General features: G+C 65.5%; 19 protein-coding genes. 9 read left to right on the top strand and 10 right to left on the bottom strand.

What is annotated here, in order from left to right:
- Nucleotides 1-65: 65 nt before the first annotated feature.
- The 4 genes from hpt to dacB all read right to left on the bottom strand — a co-directional run bounded on the left by hpt (nucleotide 66) and on the right by dacB (nucleotide 4,424).
- Entirely contained in the window at nucleotides 66-617 is a 552-nt protein-coding gene (gene hpt / locus BJ994_RS17130) for a hypoxanthine phosphoribosyltransferase (protein ID WP_167995614.1), read from the bottom strand.
- Nucleotides 618-653: 36 nt separating this feature from the next.
- The gene (gene tilS, locus BJ994_RS17125; RefSeq protein ID WP_342450417.1) at nucleotides 654-1,703 is read right to left on the bottom strand and encodes a tRNA lysidine(34) synthetase TilS; all 1,050 of its coding nucleotides are present in this window, start codon (nucleotides 1,701-1,703) and stop codon (nucleotides 654-656) included.
- Entirely contained in the window at nucleotides 1,700-2,812 is a 1,113-nt protein-coding gene (locus tag BJ994_RS17120) for a zinc-dependent metalloprotease (RefSeq protein WP_245192318.1), read from the bottom strand. The genes tilS and BJ994_RS17120 overlap by 4 nt, the downstream gene beginning before the upstream one ends.
- A gap of 190 nt (nucleotides 2,813-3,002) precedes the next feature.
- Nucleotides 3,003-4,424, bottom strand: a complete 1,422-nt coding sequence (gene dacB / locus BJ994_RS17115; protein WP_167995612.1) for a D-alanyl-D-alanine carboxypeptidase/D-alanyl-D-alanine endopeptidase — start codon at nucleotides 4,422-4,424, stop codon at nucleotides 3,003-3,005.
- A gap of 174 nt (nucleotides 4,425-4,598) precedes the next feature.
- Here dacB and BJ994_RS17110 point away from each other — a divergent pair, with 174 nt between their 5' ends.
- The 5 genes from BJ994_RS17110 (at nucleotide 4,599) to BJ994_RS17090 (ending at nucleotide 8,241) form a co-directional block, all read left to right on the top strand.
- Nucleotides 4,599-5,165 carry an inorganic diphosphatase gene (locus BJ994_RS17110; protein WP_167996082.1) on the top strand — a complete coding sequence of 189 codons (567 nt, stop codon included), beginning with the start codon at nucleotides 4,599-4,601 and terminating at the stop codon, nucleotides 5,163-5,165.
- Nucleotides 5,166-5,231: 66 nt separating this feature from the next.
- Nucleotides 5,232-5,726: an RDD family protein gene (locus tag BJ994_RS17105; protein ID WP_167995611.1), complete on the top strand. Its 495-nt coding sequence runs from the start codon at nucleotides 5,232-5,234 to the stop codon at nucleotides 5,724-5,726.
- A gap of 98 nt (nucleotides 5,727-5,824) precedes the next feature.
- Entirely contained in the window at nucleotides 5,825-6,787 is a 963-nt protein-coding gene (locus BJ994_RS17100; RefSeq protein ID WP_167995610.1) for a hypothetical protein, read from the top strand.
- A complete protein-coding gene (locus BJ994_RS17095) occupies nucleotides 6,784-7,572 on the top strand; it encodes a hypothetical protein (RefSeq protein ID WP_167995609.1) in 789 nt (262 codons plus the stop codon). Before BJ994_RS17100 ends, BJ994_RS17095 begins: the two co-directional genes overlap by 4 nt.
- Before the next feature lie 42 nt (nucleotides 7,573-7,614).
- The gene (locus BJ994_RS17090; RefSeq protein ID WP_167996081.1) at nucleotides 7,615-8,241 is read left to right on the top strand and encodes a hypothetical protein; all 627 of its coding nucleotides are present in this window, start codon (nucleotides 7,615-7,617) and stop codon (nucleotides 8,239-8,241) included.
- Here the strand turns inward: BJ994_RS17090 and BJ994_RS17085 are convergent.
- Nucleotides 8,238-9,095, bottom strand: coding sequence for an HAD family hydrolase (locus tag BJ994_RS17085; RefSeq protein WP_167995608.1), 858 nt, complete (start codon nucleotides 9,093-9,095; stop codon nucleotides 8,238-8,240). The two genes, BJ994_RS17090 and BJ994_RS17085, sit on opposite strands and share 4 nt — an antisense overlap.
- 794 nt (nucleotides 9,096-9,889) lie before the next feature.
- Between BJ994_RS17085 and BJ994_RS18275 the strand changes: the two genes are divergently transcribed.
- Nucleotides 9,890-10,471, top strand: coding sequence for a hypothetical protein (locus BJ994_RS18275; protein WP_245192317.1), 582 nt, complete (start codon nucleotides 9,890-9,892; stop codon nucleotides 10,469-10,471).
- A gap of 243 nt (nucleotides 10,472-10,714) precedes the next feature.
- Here BJ994_RS18275 and serS read toward each other — a convergent pair whose 3' ends face one another.
- Nucleotides 10,715-11,980, bottom strand: a complete 1,266-nt coding sequence (gene serS, locus BJ994_RS17075) for a serine--tRNA ligase (RefSeq protein ID WP_167995606.1) — start codon at nucleotides 11,978-11,980, stop codon at nucleotides 10,715-10,717.
- Between the two features lie 68 nt (nucleotides 11,981-12,048).
- Between serS and BJ994_RS17070 the strand changes: the two genes are divergently transcribed.
- On the top strand, nucleotides 12,049-13,152 hold the full coding sequence (locus BJ994_RS17070; RefSeq protein WP_167995605.1) for a diacylglycerol/lipid kinase family protein: 1,104 nt from the start codon (nucleotides 12,049-12,051) through the stop codon (nucleotides 13,150-13,152).
- Here the strand turns inward: BJ994_RS17070 and BJ994_RS17065 are convergent.
- The 4 genes from BJ994_RS17065 to BJ994_RS17050 all read right to left on the bottom strand — a co-directional run bounded on the left by BJ994_RS17065 (nucleotide 13,149) and on the right by BJ994_RS17050 (nucleotide 15,888).
- Nucleotides 13,149-13,526 (bottom strand): hypothetical protein, encoded by a 378-nt coding sequence (locus BJ994_RS17065; RefSeq protein ID WP_167995604.1) that lies wholly within the window; start codon nucleotides 13,524-13,526, stop codon nucleotides 13,149-13,151. The two genes, BJ994_RS17070 and BJ994_RS17065, sit on opposite strands and share 4 nt — an antisense overlap.
- 86 nt (nucleotides 13,527-13,612) lie before the next feature.
- A complete protein-coding gene (locus tag BJ994_RS17060) occupies nucleotides 13,613-14,584 on the bottom strand; it encodes a DNA topoisomerase IB (RefSeq protein ID WP_167995603.1) in 972 nt (323 codons plus the stop codon).
- Nucleotides 14,585-14,617: 33 nt separating this feature from the next.
- Nucleotides 14,618-15,565, bottom strand: coding sequence for a prephenate dehydratase (gene pheA / locus BJ994_RS17055; RefSeq protein WP_167995602.1), 948 nt, complete (start codon nucleotides 15,563-15,565; stop codon nucleotides 14,618-14,620).
- The gene (locus BJ994_RS17050) at nucleotides 15,562-15,888 is read right to left on the bottom strand and encodes a rhodanese-like domain-containing protein (protein WP_167995601.1); all 327 of its coding nucleotides are present in this window, start codon (nucleotides 15,886-15,888) and stop codon (nucleotides 15,562-15,564) included. The genes pheA and BJ994_RS17050 overlap by 4 nt, the downstream gene beginning before the upstream one ends.
- An 87-nt stretch (nucleotides 15,889-15,975) precedes the next feature.
- Between BJ994_RS17050 and BJ994_RS17045 the strand changes: the two genes are divergently transcribed.
- Together BJ994_RS17045 and BJ994_RS17040 are read left to right on the top strand one after the other, a co-directional pair.
- On the top strand, nucleotides 15,976-16,728 hold the full coding sequence (locus BJ994_RS17045; protein WP_167995600.1) for a Type 1 glutamine amidotransferase-like domain-containing protein: 753 nt from the start codon (nucleotides 15,976-15,978) through the stop codon (nucleotides 16,726-16,728).
- Nucleotides 16,725-18,134, top strand: a complete 1,410-nt coding sequence (locus BJ994_RS17040; RefSeq protein ID WP_167995599.1) for an amidase — start codon at nucleotides 16,725-16,727, stop codon at nucleotides 18,132-18,134. Before BJ994_RS17045 ends, BJ994_RS17040 begins: the two co-directional genes overlap by 4 nt.
- Nucleotides 18,135-18,160: the final 26 nt, after the last annotated feature.

The following is an 18,160-nucleotide window of genomic DNA, read 5'->3' as shown; positions in this document are numbered from 1 at the left end:
ACGCACATGCGCAAAGGAAAGTTCCCTCTGGGCGTAGCGGATGGGCGCCCCAGCCCCTGAACCGGCTACTCGTAGACGTGCGGGGCGAGGGTTCCGATGAAGTCCAGGTTGCGGTACTTCTCCGCGAAGTCAAGGCCATAGCCCACCACGAACTCGTTGGGGATGTCATAGCCGACGTACTTCACATCGATGGTGACCTTCGCCGCTTCCGGCTTGCGCAACAGGGTGCAGATCTCAACGGACGCAGGCCCCCGGGAGAGCAGGTTTGCCTTGAGCCAGGAGAGGGTCAGGCCGGAGTCGATGATGTCCTCGACAATGAGTACGTGCTTGCCCATGAGATCCGTCTCCAGGTCCTTCAGGATCCGCACCACACCCGAGGACTGCGTGCCGGAGCCATAGGAGGATACCGCCATCCAGTCCATCGTGACGTGGGAATGCATGGCGCGCGCGAGGTCCGCCATCACCATGACGGCGCCCTTCAGGACTCCGACAATAAGGACGTCCCTGTCTGCGTAGTCCCGGTCAATCTCGGCGGCCAGTTCCTGGACCCGCTGCTGAATCTCTTCCTTGGTGTAGAGAACGTGCTTGAGGTCCGCCTGGACGTCGTGTGAATCCACCAATTACTCCCGGATTGAGGTTTTTGCCCGCGCCGTTCAGGACGGCTTGGGGTGGTTTTTCCTAAGGACAAGACTGCCATAGCTGGCGTCACCGTGGGGAACCCGGGGTCCACGCACCTGGCGATGGGCGCTGACCTTGCCGCCCAGCTGCACCGGGCCAGCCGATCCCTTCCTGCGCAGCAGGTTCTCCGCGGCGAGCAGCCGCTCGAAACTGGGCTGCACTCCACCGAGTTCGACGACGGCGAGCGCCAGCACGCGTTGGCGCAGCGCAGGCGGCAGGGCGCGCAGGGCATCCTCGCCCAAAAGGAGGCTGCCGTCGTCGTGCGTTGTCCTTAGCCGTGTGTACTCGGCGTAAGCGAGTTCGTCGAGGTAGGCGGCGTCCTGCGCGAGGATGCGTGAGGTGCGGTGGAGGGCTTCCACAATGCCGGGGCCGAGCGCGTCCTCAAGGTAGGGCAGCACCTGGGTGCGGACGCGGGAGCGGGTGAGGGACGGGTCGGCGTTCGTTGGATCGTGCCACGGGGCGAGCCCGCTGAATCGGCAGATCTCCTCGGTGTCGGACCGCCGGAGGCCCAGGAAGGGACGGAGGTAGACGCCCCTGCGCGCCGGCATGCCGCTCAGCGAGCGCGTTCCCGATCCGCGCGAGAGTCCGAGGAGCACCTGTTCCGCCTGGTCATCGAGGGTGTGACCGAGCAGGACGGCGCCGGCTGCGTGGTCTTCCACGGCTGCGTCGAGCGCGGCGTAGCGGGCTGTCCGGGCCGCGGCTTCCGGGCCCATCCCCCTGCTGGGCACCTCCACCCGCCGCACTTCGACCGGTTCGAGGCCGAGTTCCGTCAGTTGACCGCGCGCGGCTTCGGCCACTTCCGCGCTGTCAGGCTGCAGTCCGTGATCGACGACGACGGCGCCCACCCGGTACTGCCCGCTCCGTGCGAGGTGCGCCGTGGTCGCGGCGACGGCGAGTGAATCGGCGCCTCCGCTGCAGGCCACCAGGATCAGCGAGCCGGGAGGGACCTGCGCCTCATCCAGCGCTGCCCGCACCAGGTTTCGTGCCGTGCCGACAACCGGATTGAGGCGCGGCCGCCGGATCACAGCCCCATCCGGGCAACCCACTCCTGCGGTGCGTGGATCTCCTTCTCGGTGGGCAGGTTCTCGGCCCGCTCCCAGACGTGGTTGAACCCCTCCATGCCGACGGCGTCCACGACCGCGCGGACAAACTTGGCGCCGTCGCTGTACTGGCGCATCTTCGCATCCAGGCCCATCAGGCGGCGGATGAACTTCTCCACGGGGCCGCGGGTTTTACCGCGGGCGTTGAAACGGCGGCGGATCGTCTTCACTGTCGGCACAATGCTGGAGTCCACGGCGTCCATGACCACGTTCGCGTGGCCCTCGAGCAGGCTCATGACGGCGGTGAGATGGGACAGCCGGGCCTTGTCCTCGGGCTCCTGGAGCAGCGAGAGGATGCCGCCGTCGGAGGAGGGGACGCCGTCGTCGTCGTGCTTTTCTTTGTCTTGCTGGCCGCGGTTCGGCAGGGACTTCAGTGCGCCGCTGAGCCGTTCGGCGAGGGTATCGGCCTTGCCGGCCAGACCCACGGTGAGCTCGGAAATGTGCTCGAGCATATGGTCCTTCAGCCACGGCGCGGCGGCGAACTGGACGCGGTGGGTCTGCTCGTGGAGGCACACCCAGAGCCGGAAGTCCGCCGGGACAACGTTGAGTTCGCGCTCCACCGAGACGATGTTCGGCGCAACCAGCATCAGGCGGCCGCCCTTGCCCTGGCCGGAGGGTCCGAACGGATCATACTGCCCCAGCACCTTGCTGGCGAGGAACGCGAGGATCGCGCCCATCTGCGCGCCCGTGATGCTGCCGCCGAGTGCTGCGTTTGCCGCCTTCAACTGCTCGGCCTTGGTGCGCATCAAATGCTCAATTGCCGGCGCCATGAGCACCTTGAAGCTCTGCGTGTTGGCTTTCGCCCAGGATGCGCGGTCCACGATCACCAGGTCAGAGTCCCGCAGGTCCCGCGCGGCCTCAAGCCCGGTGATTCGGTGGACATGTTCAACGGAGAGGTCGGCGAGCTCACGGAGATTTTCGACGACGGCGGCAACCTCCCCTGGGCTTAGCTTTGGGCCGGGAGGGGCCAGTTTCGCGGCGCTGCTGGCGGCCAGATCCCAGTTGACGAGCTGAATAGGAGTGCTGCTGTCCATGCTGACCATTCGACCACACTAGTCTGGGAGGTCGCTTGCGGGCGCCCTCGAACGATTCCGTGCAGGTGTGAGGGGATGAGGTGCGTGTCGCGGCGAGACACGCCGCTCCTCAGAGGTCCGTAGACGGCAAACCTGCATGGAATCAGCCGGGAATGCTGGCCGGAATTGGGCGGCGATGGCAACCCCCAGGCTACCGGCAGCCGCACCCTGCGAGGACGGCGGCCGCGGCGTCGACGGCGTCCCGTGCCGGCGCGGTTGTACCGTCCAGCCCGCTGGCGATGAAGGAGAACACGAGCAGCCGCCCGTCCGCCGAAACCACGTAGCCGCTCAGGGCAGTGACGGCGTTCAGCGTCCCGGTCTTGGCACGCACGAGGCCGGCGCCGGCGAAGGTGGGGGCGTCGTCGTCGTTATAGCGGCCCGCCAGCGTCCCCGAAAGGCTGGCTATCGGCAGCCCGTGCAACACGTGGCGCAGGGCGCGGTTGTCACTGCGAAGCAGGATCCGCACGACGCCGGCGAGCTGCTGCGGCGTGACCCGGTTGCGTGGGGAGAGGCCTGACGCGTCCCCGAACACCATGCCCTCAGTCTCCAGTTCGAGACCGTTGATGACCTCCGCGATCGTTTCGAGTCCACCACCGAACGACGCCGGCGGCCCGCTCGCCTCCGCGGCAAGCCTGGCCAGGACCTCCGCGAGGTAATTGTCCGAGGTGAGGAGCATGTGCTCGACCTGTTCCTCGACGGTGGCGGATTCGACCGCGGCAACAAGCGTTGCCTCCTCTGGGGCGGCCTGGCGTTCAATACCTTCGACGACCTCGATGCCTTCACTGATCAGTGCTTCCCGGAAGGAGGCAGCAGCCGCCAGGGCGGCATCGTCTGCGCGCGCGCCGCCCTGCTTCGACTCATCCAGCCAGGAGGAGTTGATGGCGAGCGGGTAGATGGGCGCAATCTCACCGGCCTGGATGTCGCCTTCCTGCCAGCTCGCGTTCAACACCGGTCCTACGAAGAGGGTGTCGTCGAGGACCAGCTGATAGGGACCGCCGCCCGTGAGTGCCTCGGCGGTCCTGGCTGCAAGCGTGGCAAGGCCCGCGCGCCCCACGATGGCCTCCGGGTTGGACTCCCCCGAGCCCAACAGGGCATCTCCGCCCGCCTTCAACACCAGCACGTTGCCTGTGCCGGCGCGGTGGACTGAGGTGGTGAGGCGCCGGTCCGGATCGATCCTGGCCAGCACGGCGGTGGCCGTAAGCAGTTTGATGTTCGACGCCGGTAACTGCAGTTCGGCGCCGCCCTGATCGAAGAGGGACTCACCCGTTGCCGCGTCAAGGACGACGCCGGTCACCGGTGTGCCTCCCGGGACCTGCAGTGCCTCGTTGAGCAGCGGCGCGAGTACTTCCGGCGCCGGCATCGGCGCGCCGGAATCGAGGCGGCTGACGAGCGTTGGCGCCGCGACCTCCTCGGGAGCCTGCTGGATGGCCGGGACACTCGGTTCGGGCTCCGGAGCACGCTCCTGGAGCGCCTCTGCGAGCTGGGGCCCATAGTGGACGCCGAAGGGAACCGCGAGAACGCCAAGGACCACGACGAGCAACATCGCCGTGAGCACCCGCGTGCTGCGCTTCAATGGAGTCCTCTCGGGGCATTTGCAATGGGTATGGGCGAACAGCGCGGTCACGGAATCGGTGATGTACACGCCCGGCCTATATCTTTAACAGTAGACCGGGCCGTGTCCGGATCTTGTCCGATCTCTCACGCGCCCATCCAGTTCCTTTCCCTGACAGCAGGAGTTCCCATGTCAATGAAGCTCGACGTCACGATCGAGATCCCCAAGGGATCGCGCGTCAAGTACGAGATCGACCACGAGACCCACCGCCTCCGCCTTGACCGCGTGCTCTTCACTTCGATGCAGTACCCCACGCACTACGGCTACTTCGAGAACACGCTCGGCGAGGACGGCGATCCGCTGGACGCACTGGTGCTGCTGCAGGACTTTGACCTTCACCCGGGCGTCCTGGTGGAGTCCCGCCCCATCGGCGTGTTCAACATGGTCGACGACGGCGGCGGCGACGCCAAGGTGCTCTGCGTCCCCGTTGACGCGCGTTTCGATCACATTCAGGACATCAAGGACGTTTCGCAGTACCTGCTGGACGAAATTGAGCACTTCTTCCGCAAGTACAAGGACCTTGAGCCGGGCAAATGGGTTGAGGCTGCGGACTGGGACGGCCGGGAGGCCGCTGAGGCAGAAGTGGAGGCGTCCCTGAAGCGCTTCGAAGCCCTCGGTGAAGCGAGCGAAGAGGACGAGCCCCAGGGCCGTTCGGTTGAGACTGACGCTGACAACGCCGACAACGAGCCGCAGGGCCGCTAGAGACCAGTACGACGGCGCGCGGGTGGGTGCGCGCCGTCGTCGTACTGCGAAGTCAGAAGGGGAACCATGAGCCAGTCCACCCAAGAGAAGCCCCTTCCTCCGTGGCGTCACGGGAAGTTCGCCGACGGCCGGCCGTTCGTTGAGGCGACGAGCGGCCAGCGGGTGGGCAAGTACGCACTCGATGTGCTGGTGATTCTGGTCCTGTTTGTGGTGCTTTTCTTTGTGCTCGCTATCATTTCCGGAGCAGCGGGACTGTCCAGTGACGCCGGCGCCGGGATCGCGTTCGGCGGAGGATACGCGTTGAGCGCACTCGGCTACGGATTCGTCGCGGGATTCTCGCGGACGCTCGGCGCAAAGGCCGCCGGGGTGCGCAATCTCCGCTACCGGGACGGCAAGCCGATGGGACCGCTCCAGAGCGCCTGGCGGATGCTCGCGCTTGCACTGTTCTGGCCGTTTATTCTCTTTGGCGTGGTGGTGAGCCCGCTGAGCGGCTCACTGGGAATCAGCGCGAACAAGACCCGCTTCCGCAGCTTCGTGGTGGCTGACGTCCGCACCCGCTGACTTATAGCGGCTCCATGGGGAGCGCTGCCCATGGCACCGAGCGGTGAGTGTTGGGTAGGTTCAAAACCTGTTCTCAGCAGTCTCACCAAAGGGCCCATATGTCGGAATTACTCGGCGCCAACGTCGAAGAGCTTGAATCGCTCGCGGAGCGTTTCTCGCAATCGGCCGAGACTCTGCGTGGCATCCGGTCCACGCTGACCGTCGGCGTCATCAACAACGCCGGATGGGCAGGCCCTGACGCCGAGTCCCTTCGCTCCTCCTGGGACAGCCACCAGATGGCCATCATGCTCGCGGCCAACACCCTCGATCGCGGCTCACGCGACCTCCTTGAGCAGGCGCGGCAGCAGGAGACCGCCAGCGACGCCGGGTCGGGAGCCATCGGGGGATCACCCGGAGCGCCGGGGTTCCCAGGGACACCTGCGAGTAACACGGACGAGGACTTCAGCATCTGGGAAGCCCTCGGGCAGGTGGCCGGCTTCGGGCTGGACATCAACAAGATGTTCAAACTCTCCGACATCCAGAAGTTCATTGCGAACTCCCGCATTCTCGACATCACGGACATGCGGAACATCTCGCTGGCGACCGAGTTCCTCGACGAGACCTCGAAGTTCACCAAATGGTCGCGATTCGCCGGTCCGCTGCTGGCGCCCCTTGGAATCGTGGGCGGCATTCACGACGTCTTCAACCCCGAGCACGAAGGCTGGCGGGGCGTCGGTGACAGGGTGGCCGGCGGCGTCGGCGCGTTCGCTTCGGGCGGTACCCTACTCCTGGCCGCAGGAGCGCTGGGACCGGTGGGGGCCGCCGTCGTCGTCGGGGCAGGTCTGGCGGCGGGTGCATGGGCCCTCGGCAATTACGTCTATGACAACTGGGACAACATCACTGAATGGACGTCGAACGCGTGGGATGCAACTACGGACTTCGTGGGCGACACGTGGGACGGGGCTACCAACATCGCAGGTGACGCGTGGGAAGGTGCCACGGACCTGGCCGATAGTGTCAGTGAAGGTGTCGGCGATTTCGTTGAGGATCCGATCGGATCAATTGGAGGACTGTTCTCATGACCGCGCAGCCAATCGAGTGGACCACCCGCGATGTGGAGAGCGCACGCAAGGTCCTGGCGCTCTCATTCGAGGAGAGCGAGGACCTTCCCACGCTCACTGACGAGGAGATCGTGGCGCTGGATGGGATCGAGCGCGACCAGTTCGTTGCACTGCCGTTCCTTGAGAAGCATGAAGAGCAGAAGTACCTCGCGGCCACCGTCGCCTTGCGGTCCCTGATGTCGAAGGGCATCGCGTTTCCGGTGGTTGAGGAGGGCTACAACGAGCCCACCCGTCTCAACGCCACCGAACCCGTCACCGGAATAATGACCCTGCGCCGCACGGCAAGCCGCATTGTCACCGGGCAGCGGACGTCCCAGGCCGGGCGGCACTGGCTTTTTGCCTACATTCACGACGAGATCGTGTTGGAAGAAGAAGTGAACGACGGCGGCATCCACGGCTTCGTGGTCTACCCCGCTTCCCGCCTGGCCGAGCGGCTCGCTGTGCTTGGCGACCCGGAGCAGGTCGCCACTAGCGACGGCGAACCCGTGGTGCTTGCGCGCGAAGAGTTCGAGAAGTCCGGTGCACCGATGCTGGAGCAGAGCCGTGCCGTTACGGTTTACACCGGCGCTTCGGGCGGTGCGGACACGTTCACCAACCTCACCGTGTACACCGGTGCGGACTCCGTAAAGACGCTCTCGGCTGTTGAAAGAGACGGCGCTGTGGACTTCACCATCGCAGAGGTTTCCGGGGCATCGCTGCGGGCTGCACTGCAGTCCGTTGTGGATGACCCTTCCGAATCAACGTAAATCGGTTGATTCGGCGTTGCCCTCCGGCATACTGGGGGCATGCTGTTCGTGGTGACCATCAACCAGCGCGATTCCCGCGAGGTGGGTGACCTCGTGCCCGAGCTGCTGCGGGAGTTTCGGTTCCTTGACGCCGTCGTGCCCTTTCAGCGCTCCGTCGGCGATGAGCTTCAGGGCGTTGTGGACAGCGCCGTTGCCGCGGTGGACGTGGCGTTGAAGGCGATCCGGTTCCGGCGTTGGCACGTGGGCATCGGCGTGGGTGAAGTGCACACGCCCCTGCCGGAGCGGATTGTTGACGCTGAGGGTTATGGCCTCGTGTACTCGCGGCGGGCGGTGAACCGCGCGCAGAAAACCGGCGAGCGCATTCCCCTGGCAGTCGAGGGACCCGATTCCGAAATCGCGGCCGAAGCAGAAGCAGTGCTGCGGCTGCTGGGTCAGATCGTGTACACGCGCACGGAAGCGGAATGGAACGTGCTGGACCTGCTGACGCCGGGCGCACGCGGTCAGCAGAAGTTCATTGCGCAGGAGCTGGGCATCACCACGCAGGCGGTGAGCAAGGCCGTGATCCGATCACACTGGGTCGAGGAGTGGGCCACGCGGCCGGCAGCAGCGCGGCTGCTCGATCTCGCGTACGGGCCGGTGGCGCTGCCGCCGGCCGCGCTCGCGTACTAGCGCTCCTCGGACCCGCGCTTGGTGAGTGAGCGCAGGACCTTGGCGGCGCCGTCGTCGTACACCGACGCCGTTACCTCCGACGCTGCGGCCTGAACCTCATCCGGCGCCTGGCCCATGGCAACGCCGCGCGCGGCCCAGGACAGCATCTCGATATCGTTGCGACCGTCGCCGATCGCGACGGTGTGCGAAGGGTCGACGTCGAGGCGCCTGCGGACAAGCTCCAGCGCGCTTGCCTTGGTGACTCCCGACGCCGCGATGTCCAGCCACGCCGTCCAGCCCACCGAGTAGGTGACACCGTGCAGGCCGATGGTTTCGACGGCGTTGCCGAACTCCTCGGCGGTGCTGTCGGTGCTGAAGACCACCACGCGGACGGCACGGGCCCGAAGCATGCGCTCGAAGTCGACACTCTCGGCTTCCGCACCGAAGCTCGCGTCCTGGAAGCGCTCGGTGGAGAGGAATTTGCCCTGGTCGTCCTCGAGCGCGAACTTGGCCGTCGGCAGGCTCTTGCGGAGTGCAACGAGCGCCGGTTTGGGATCGAAAACCACCCGGTTGACGATCTCGTAGCCGTCGTCGAACGCGTCCACGTCGATGCGGAGGGTAACGCCGCCGTTGGAGCACACAGCGTGGCCCCTGGTCAGGCCGATCTTTTCGATGATGGGAAGCGTGGCACCCAGTGAACGGCCGGTGGCGATCACTACGTCGTGGCCGGCGTCGACGACGGCGGCAGCGGCTGCGCGCACCTCGTCCGACATTTGTCCCTCGTGGTCAACGAGCGTTCCGTCGACGTCGAGTGCGACCATCTTCCGTGTTGTCTTCTGCTGGTCATCGATGCCAGCGTGAAATGTAGTTGTCATCATCTAAGTGAACCAGAAGTGGCCTACGCGCAGGTAGGGAACAGGTCACAGCTTGGCCAACGTGAGGTTACGGCCAAGGGCCGATGGGCGTGAATCAGCAGCCCCGTTAGCGCCCCGGTTTCCGTAGCTTCGCCGACGTCTTCCTGCGATGCGTTGCGGCTTGTTGGACGCTATACGGACCAGCGACACCGTAACGGCTGGGTCGGTGCGCCGAAACGCGTCAGTTGAGCCGTAGTGCTTCGAACGACGACGGGGCACCTTCCGGCCGCACCGCCGCCGCGCGTGCGCCTGGCCGCAGCACTATCGAGCGCGGCGCACCTTTCCTCAACAATCGGTGTATTTCGTGCGCCTTATCCACATGATCCCTCAATCCCGAGCGCCGGAGCAGCGTATACCTCATCCTCGAGAACATGGATCTACCTCGGTTGCTGGTAAGTGCGGACCTCGAGAAGCTCGGTCAGGACAGCAAGGTGTTGCGGAGGCAACGCGACGCCGGAAAACTCACCCGAGTCCGCCGCGGAGTCTATGTCACCACCGCATCTTGGCGAGAGCTTCAACCCGATGACAAACATAGGCTCCTCGCCCGCGCCCTAACGACGACAGCCATTCACTCACCCCGCTTCTCCCACGGATCCGCAGCAATCCTCCTCGGCATTCCCCAGCGGTCGACTCCCCCTCAGCTTGTCTGTTCCCATACCGACCGGGGCGGCAGGAGCCGTTATGGCGTGGTCCGACGGTCGTCCCGTGAACATCAGCGATTTATCACGCTGGACGGGATCACTCTGACTGACCGCTTGACCACGCTGCTGGACGTCGCCGGCGACGGTGAGTTCGAGAATGCGGTGATCGCCTGGGACTTCTGCCTCAATCGCGAGCGCTCCGGCCGTTCCGGGGTGTCGAGATCGGTGCTGCAACGAGCGGTCAACAACTTGCCGGCCGGGGCGTTCAGTCGGCGATGCAGTGCCGTGCTCGACTTCACCATCGACAATTCCGGCTCAGTAGGCGAATCCCTCAGCCGCGCAGTTATCTATAAGCTCGGCTTCCCGGCGCCAACGGTGCAACAGGTCTTTCACGACTCCGCTGGACGCCACATTGCAACGACAGACTTCTATTGGAAGCATGCTCGGCTGGTCGGCGAATTCGACGGCCGCGCCAAGTACGCAAGTGACGAGTATCTGCGCGGCGCGGCGCCCCACAGTGTGGTGGTGGCTGAGAAGATACGCGAGGACAAAATCCGTGCAAAGGGAGAACGGGTGGTTCGGTGGCTCTGGGAAGACGCCGATGATGCAGAGCGCCTGCGGTCGCTGCTGATGCAGGCTGGACTGCAGCAGTCCTACCGTCGCTTAGCACCCGGGCGGTGGCGACCGGCTGCGTAAGCGCGGAGCTTCGGCGGACAACGGGCGGGCGGCAATCCGTCGTCGTCGTTCAAGCCTCACTTCTGCAACGCACTACGGCGTTTTTGACGCGTTGCGGACCAGGGACACCGTAACGACAGGGTCGATCGGCCGAAACGCGTCATTTGAGCCGAAACGCGTCAGGAAACCGAGTCAAGCCAGGGCAGGCCGAGCACCAACCCCCGCCGAACCAATCCGCGCCGATGCAGAACTCGGCAGACGACCCTAAAGCACCGGGAGCACGTCCATCCCACCCAGGTACGGACGCAACGCGGCGGGCACATTCACCGATCCGTCGGGATTCTGGTGGTGCTCAAGGATTGCTACGAGCCAGCGGGTGGTCGCGAGTGTGCCGTTCAGTGTGGCCACCGCCCGGGTGGACTTGGCACCGGCCACCCGCTCACGGATGTTCAGGCGCCGGGCCTGAAAGCTTGTGCAGTTTGAGGTAGAGGTCAGTTCACGGTAGGCGTTCTGGGTGGGAACCCACGCCTCACAGTCGAACTTCCGGGCAGCGGACATCCCCAGATCCCCGGCCGCGGTGTCGATAACCCGGTACGGCAGCTCGACCTTGGCCAGCATCTCCTCCTCCCAGGCGAGCATCCGCTCATGCTCTGCATAGGAATCTTCCACCGTGGTGTAGGAGAACATCTCCACCTTGTTGAACTGGTGGACGCGGATGATTCCGCGGGTGTCCTTGCCGTGGGATCCGGCCTCTCGCCGGTAGCACGATGACCAGCCTGCGTAACGCAGCGGGCCATTACTCAGGTCCACGATCTCGTCCGAGTGGTACCCGGCCAGGGCAACCTCCGAGGTGCCAGTCAGGTAAAGGTCATCCTCGGCGACCCGGTAGATCTCGGCGTCATGCTGGACATCGAAACCGGTGCCCTGCATGGTCTCTGGGCGCACCAGGGTAGGAGTAATCATTGGTGTGAAACCGGCTGCCACGGCCTGATCCATTGCCATGTTCAGCAACGCAAGCTCAAGCCGGGCACCAACACCCTTCAGGAAGTAGAACCGTGAACCGGAAACCTTGGCGCCGCGCTCCATGTCTATCGCGCCGAGCAGCTCGCCGATCTCGAGGTGGTCCCGCGGCTGAAAGTCGAACTCCCGTGGGGCTCCAACTGTCTTGACGACAGTGAAGTCATCCTCACCGCCGGCGGGCACGCCGTCCAGGATGGCGTTCGGAAGCCGCCGCAGCAGGGCCTCAGATTCAGCCTTCGAAGCCTCCGCCTCACCCGCAGCGGCCTTGACGGAAGCAGCCAGTTCCTTCACCTCGGCCAGCAGCGACTGCTTTTCCTCGCCCTGCGCCTTGGCAACGCGCTTGCCATACACGTTCTGCTCCGCTCTCAGGGTCTCGGCGCTGGTGACCGCCTCACGACGCCTGGAGTCCGCGGACATGATCGCGTCAACAAGAGACTCATCCGCGCCCCGTGAGCGCTGCGAGAGGCGGAACTTTTCAGGATTGTCGCGAAGTTCGTTTACGTCGATCACCCACCAAGACTACCCAATTCGGGCTGCGCGCTAAGGACCCGGGCCGGGAAGGATATTCTTGTGAAATCATGCCCCTCGAGTGGATCATCGCCGCCCTGGCCGTCATAGCCGCAGCCGCGTCAGCGTTCAGCTGGTGGGGGGTACGTAAGCTGCGCCGCGAACGCCTCCCAGCGCCGCAGATCAACCCTGCATCCATTCAGACAACGGGAGACCGGCAGCGCGTTGCCCTCATCCTGAACCCCGTGAAGCTGGGTGCGGGCCTCGCGCGCGAGCAGGTCGAACAGGCCTGCTCCGACGCCGGCTGGGACCCCCCGCTGGTCCTTGAAACCACCGTGGCCGAGCCGGGCACCACCCAGGCGCACCAGGCGGTGAAGGAAGGGTACGACGTCGTCCTCGCCGCCGGCGGCGACGGCACCGTCCGCGCCATCGCGCCGGCGCTGGTCCATAGCAGCGCCTCCCTTGGCCTGCTTCCCCTCGGCACCGGAAACCTGCTGGCACGCAACCTCGGCATCGCGGTGAACGACGTTCCCCGCAGCGTGCGCCAGGCGCTGCACGGCGCGGGACGGCGCATCGATATGGGTCGGGTCGAGCTGCGGAACGAACGCACCGGCGTAAACGGCCAGCACACGTTCCTGGTCATGGGAGGTGTGGGCCTTGACGCCATTGTTGTCGCGGCCACCCGGGACGCGCTGAAGAAGAAGCTCGGCTGGCTCGCGTACAGCGAGGCCGGCATGCGGAGCCTGCCGGGCAAGCGTCAACGGATGACGATCAGCATCGACGGCGGCGCGTGGCAGACCCGGAAGGTCCACAGCGTGCTCTTCGCCAACTGCGGGAAACTGCCCGGTGGGATCACGTTCGTACCGGACGGAACAATTGACGACGGCTTCCTCGACGTCATCATCACCAGCCCCCGCAGCATCCTCGGTTGGCTCTGGGTTGCGGCGAAGATCGTGTTCCGGCACCCGGGCCCGATTCCCGTGATCACCTACCACCAGGTAAAGCGGGTGGACGTGAAAGTTTCCGAGGCGACCGGCACCCAGCTCGACGGCGACACTTCCGGCGACGTGACTTCCCTCAGTGTCGAGGTAGTCCCCGGCGCACTGATGGTCCGGGTGCCTGGGAGGGCAACCGGACCATCAGTGGGAATGTTCAGCAGTTCAACGGAGCGCTAGCGACGATCGCTTTCATCCGCTGCGCCATCCTGCAGGGACGGCACGGAGTCGACGTCGGTGTACTCGCCTTCCACCTCGGCGTCATTGTCGGAAACGCCGTCGGCGTCTGTGTACTCACCTTCCGTCGGGGCGTCCTGGCCTTCGGTGTAGCCGCCGTCGGAATTGGCAGTCTGCGCGCCGGTGTACCCACCGGTAGTGCCTGACGCCCCTCCCGCTTCGGGATCAGCGTTCTGGGCCTGGCTGTTGATGAGCTGCTGCTCCTCGGCGAAGCGCAGGTCATTCCCCTGGTCCCCGGCGTCACCGTGCCAGTTCGGGTCCGACGTAGCTCCGTCTCCCTTGTTGGGGTTCACGTTCTCCTGTGGCTGCTCACTCATGGTGCCTGCCTTTCCTTCAAGGTTCGCGCCTCTGGCCGGACGCTCACCATCAGCCTACTTACCAACGTGGTGCAGCAAAAGGATTCTCACTCTTTAAGCAGCTCGCGAACAGCCTTCTCCGATGCTGAGTAGCTGCCTACCGGTATGACTTCTCCGGACATGAAGCGGTCGACCAGACGGGGATCCACGTAGGAACTGCGCGCAATTGCGGGAGTATTCCCAAGGTGGTCGGCCACCGAACGCATAGTCGCCGCCACTGCCTTCTGCCTGGCCGTGCGGCTGGTTGCTTTGAGGTCCATCCGTGCCAGTTCCATTGCCGCAACTACGGTTGCCTGCCAGGTCCGGAAGTCCTTGGCCGTGAAGCCGCCGCCGGTGACCTGCCGGAGGAATTCGTTGAGTTGGCCTGCTTCGACGTGATGCCAGGAGCCGTCTGACGTCCGGTAGGCCAGCATGGTGTCTGCACCTTCCCGCCGCAGCATGGGGCGGAGCGCGGCTGCCAGGTCGGAGTCCTCGATAGTGCTGTCCCACTGTTGGCCGCTCTTACCCGGAAACTGCAGCGTAATGACAGAACCGCTGATCTTCACGTGTTCCACCTGGAGCGTGGTTACTCCGAAAGAGCCGTTCTCCGTCGCGTACTGCGCGGACCCGATTCGAAGGGCTCCGGAATCCACTATCCGCAGGGCGGCGGCGAAGGCGCGCTCCCTTTCACTACCGTTTGCTCGAAGGTGCCCGGTAATGACCCGCCTGGCGCTGGGGAGGCGCTCACCGAAGTCCAGCGCACGGTCGAACTTCTCCCGGTCCTTCTTCTCCCGCCAGGCCTCGTGATAGATGTACTGGCGGCGGCCGGCGTCGTCGGTCCCCAGCGCCTGAATATGCCCGTTGGGGTATGGGCTGATCCAGACGTCGCGCCAGGCCGGTGGAATGACAAGGTCCTTCACCCGTTCCAGCTCGTCGGGAGCCAAGGGTTTACCCTCCTGGTCCCGGTAGCTGAAGCCCTTCCCATGACGGCGGCGCGTATACCCGGGCTTGTTGCAGTCACTGCGTCGAAGTCGTGGCAAGTTACCTCCCGGGTTGGAGCACTGCAGGGAAAACTAGCCTACGTCCTCCGAACCCGGTTCGGCGGCGCGCAAGAGGGATTCGACCCAGGCGTGCGCGGCCTGGAAAGCCTGGTCAGTGGTGTGCCGCCCAACTTCGTATTCACGGCGGTCGGCCCGCGCGTAGGACCCCAGGAACCGCAAGCCTGGACTGATCCGGTGCAGACCCTGCAAGGCATCCGCCACCCGGGCGTCCGCCACGTGGCCGTCAGCATCGATGCTGAAGAAGTAGTCACCGAGGAAGAGGCCCGTGGGCCGGGATTCGATGCGGCTCAAGTTGACGCCGCGGGCGGCGAACTGGTCCAGGATCTCCATCAGTGCGCCCGGATGGTCCTCCGGCAGCGGGATTACAAGCGTTGTCTTGTCGGCTCCCGTGCGCGCCGGCAGGATGTCCGGCTTGCTTACGAGGATGAACCGGGTGACGGCATCGCCAACGTCCCCAATGTGGTCAGCGATGACGCGGAGCCCAAGCCGCTGCGCCACCAGCGGTGAGCAGATCGCGGCGTCGTGGGCGGCGTCGTCGTCGAGCAGGGCGTGGGCGGCGGCAGCCGTGGAGGAGGACGGGACATATTCCGCTTCTGGAATGTTCTTTTCGGTCCACCCGCGGCACTGCGCCCAGGCGTGGCCGTGGGTTGCGACGAACCGGATGTCCTCCAGGTCGATGCCCGGGCGCGCCACCAGGACGAACGAGATCGGCACCAGCACTTCGCGGATGATCCGCAGCGGATCACCGCCCGCGATCGCATCAAGCGTTGCTGAGACTCCGCCCTCCACGGAGTTCTCGATGGGAACCATGGCGGCCCGCACGCGACCGTCCCTAACGAGATCCAGGGCGGCGTTCACCGTCGTCGCGGGGACGCGCTCTGCGGAATCGGCGCCGGGAACCTGCAGCAGCGCGGCTTCGGTGAATGTTCCCTCAGGGCCGAGGTAGGCGTAGGAGCTCATAGGACGCGTGGCTCACTGTCGGTCTCGGAGACCATGGGTTTCGAGGCCTCAACCCAGGCGTCCATTCCGCCGCGGACATTGAACGCCGAGTACCCGTTACCCACAAGCCACTCGGTCACGCGGAAGGACCGTCCACCGGTACGGCAGATGACATGCAGGTCCTCATCCGGGTCAAGTTCATCGAGGCGCGCCGGAATCTGGTCCACCGGGATGTGCAGTGCACCCTCGATGTGGCCGGCCTCCCACTCGTAGTCCTCCCGCACATCGAGCACGGTGGTGTTCTCGCCGATGGCGTCTACGGGCACGTCGTCACTCATGGTCATCACTTCCGTCTGTAGCCGGTCCTCAGAACTGCATCCAAGCCTATAGTGGAGGCGAACCCAGCCCACAACGATCGCATAGGGGTGCCCATGCCCGCTGACCAGCCCACCATCCTTGCCACCTCCGGCGGCTACCAGCGCGGGAAGCGCGTGGATGTTGAGTTCAACTCACTGATCCACCACGCCGTCGAACTGGCAGGGGTCTCCGGAAGGGCCCCGCGCATCACCCATATCGGGACGGCCGGCGGGGATTCGCGCGAGTGGAACTTTCGCTTCACCGAGGCGGCGCGACTAGCGGGCTTCGAGTCGACGTGTCTGAACCTCTTCACCATGCCGAACGTCGAGGATATGGAAGCTCACCTGCTGGAACAGGACGTGGTGTGGGTCAATGGCGGATCAGTGGTCAACCTTCTGGCGGTCTGGCGGGCTCACGGTCTGGACGGGATGCTGCGCCGGGCCTGGGAATCGGGGGTGGTGCTCAGCGGTGTGTCCGCGGGCTCGCTGTGCTGGTTCCAGGGCGGCGCGACCGACTCCTTCGGGCCGGAGCTGAGGCCGGTCACCGACGCGCTCGGGTTCCTGCCGTACGGCAACGGCGTCCACTACGACTCCGAGGAGCAGCGGCGCCCCTTGATTCACAAGATGGTCTCGGACGGCCAACTCGGCGAAACACACTGTACCGACGACGGCGTCGGGCTGGTCTACGCGGGCACCCGCCTGGTGAAGGCGGTCTCTGAAGTGCCGGGCAAGGGTGCGTACATCGTTCAGGCGCGTGCGGGCGAGAGCGTGGACGCCGTCGCTGTGGAGGAACGCATCGAGCCCCGGCTACTGGATGCACCCGCATGAGTGAGCTCCACGAGCTGACGGCGCTCCAGCAGCGGGACGCCCTACGGAGCGGCGAGTTGAACGCTCGGGAGCTGACCGGGCACTACCTCGATCGCATCGGTGCCTTGAATCCAACGCTCGGCGCGTTCATCACCGTCACCGCCGAGACAGCCCTCGCCGAGGCCGCCGCAGCCGACCAGCGACAGGTCAGCGGCGATGAACTCTCCCCGTTGCACGGCCTGCCGCTCGCGCACAAGGACCTGGCCGACGTCGTCGGCGTCGTCACCACCCATGGGAGCGCTGCGCTGGACCGAGCGGTGGCGCTTAGCGACTCGCCGCTGGTTTCCGTGCTGCGGAGGGCCGGCGCGATCAGCCTTGGAAAGACGCAGGTTCCCGAGTTCGGCCTGAGCTGCTACAGCGAGAACCTGATCGCACCGCCGTCGCGTAATCCGCTGGATCCCGCGCTGAGCTCCGGGGGCTCCTCCGGGGGAAGCGCCGCGGCGGTGGCGGCCGGCATGATTCCCTTCGCTCCGGGGACCGACGGCGGCGGCTCCGTCCGGATCCCAGCGGCGGCAACGGGGCTGATCGGCCTCAAACCCAACCGCGGCCGCGTCCCGTCCGGATCCGGGCAGAGCGACCTCGGCCAGTTCGTGGTGGCCGGTCCTCTCGCGAGGACGACGGCGGATGCCGCCCTCCTGCTCGATGCCATGGTGGATGAACCGAACTACCACGCCACCAGCGCCGCCGCGCATGGGCCGTTCCTCGACGCGGTGCTGCGGGCGGAGGGAAGGTACCGGATCGGCGTGAGCACCGCCTCGCCGTTCGCTGAGGCCTTCCCCATCGCGCTCGACGACAACGCGCAAGGCGGCTTCGAGGCGGGGCTGAAAGCGCTCACCGCCGTCGGGCATGACGTCATCGAAGCTGACCTGCGGTACGACGGGCGGTACCACGAAGCGTTCCAGACAGTGTGGACGGCGGGCCTCGCGGTCGCCCGCATCCCGGCCAGCCGGGAACCCGACCTGACAACGCTGACGCGCACGCTCCGTCGTCGTGCGCAGGAGCGGACTGCGACTGACCTGGCCGCCGCCGTCGATATCCTGCGCCAGTTCGAACAGGACACGATCGAGCAGTACGCGGCGTTCGACATGATCGCGACGCCGGCGCTCGGCATGAGCCCGCGGCCCATCGGTTGGTACACGGATGCCGACGCCGACACCGACTACATGCGCCAGTGCCAGTACTCGCCCTACACGTCGATGGTGAATGTGTGTGGGCTGCCCGCGATTTCCGTGCCCGTATTCACCACGGCTGCCGGTCTGTCGATGAGCATCCAGTTGATCGGCCAGCCCAGCGCCGAGGCTTCCCTGCTTGCGGTTTCCGCGCAGCTCGAGGAGCACCTTCGGGGAAACCAAAATCCATCAGGATAACTGTTCGATCGGGGTTTGGATATGAC

The organism is Arthrobacter pigmenti (assembly GCF_011927905.1).
GTDB lineage: Bacteria > Actinomycetota > Actinomycetes > Actinomycetales > Micrococcaceae > Arthrobacter_D > Arthrobacter_D pigmenti.
Note: the sequence above shows the minus strand (reverse complement) of the source record. Positions and strands in the feature narration are given on the sequence as shown.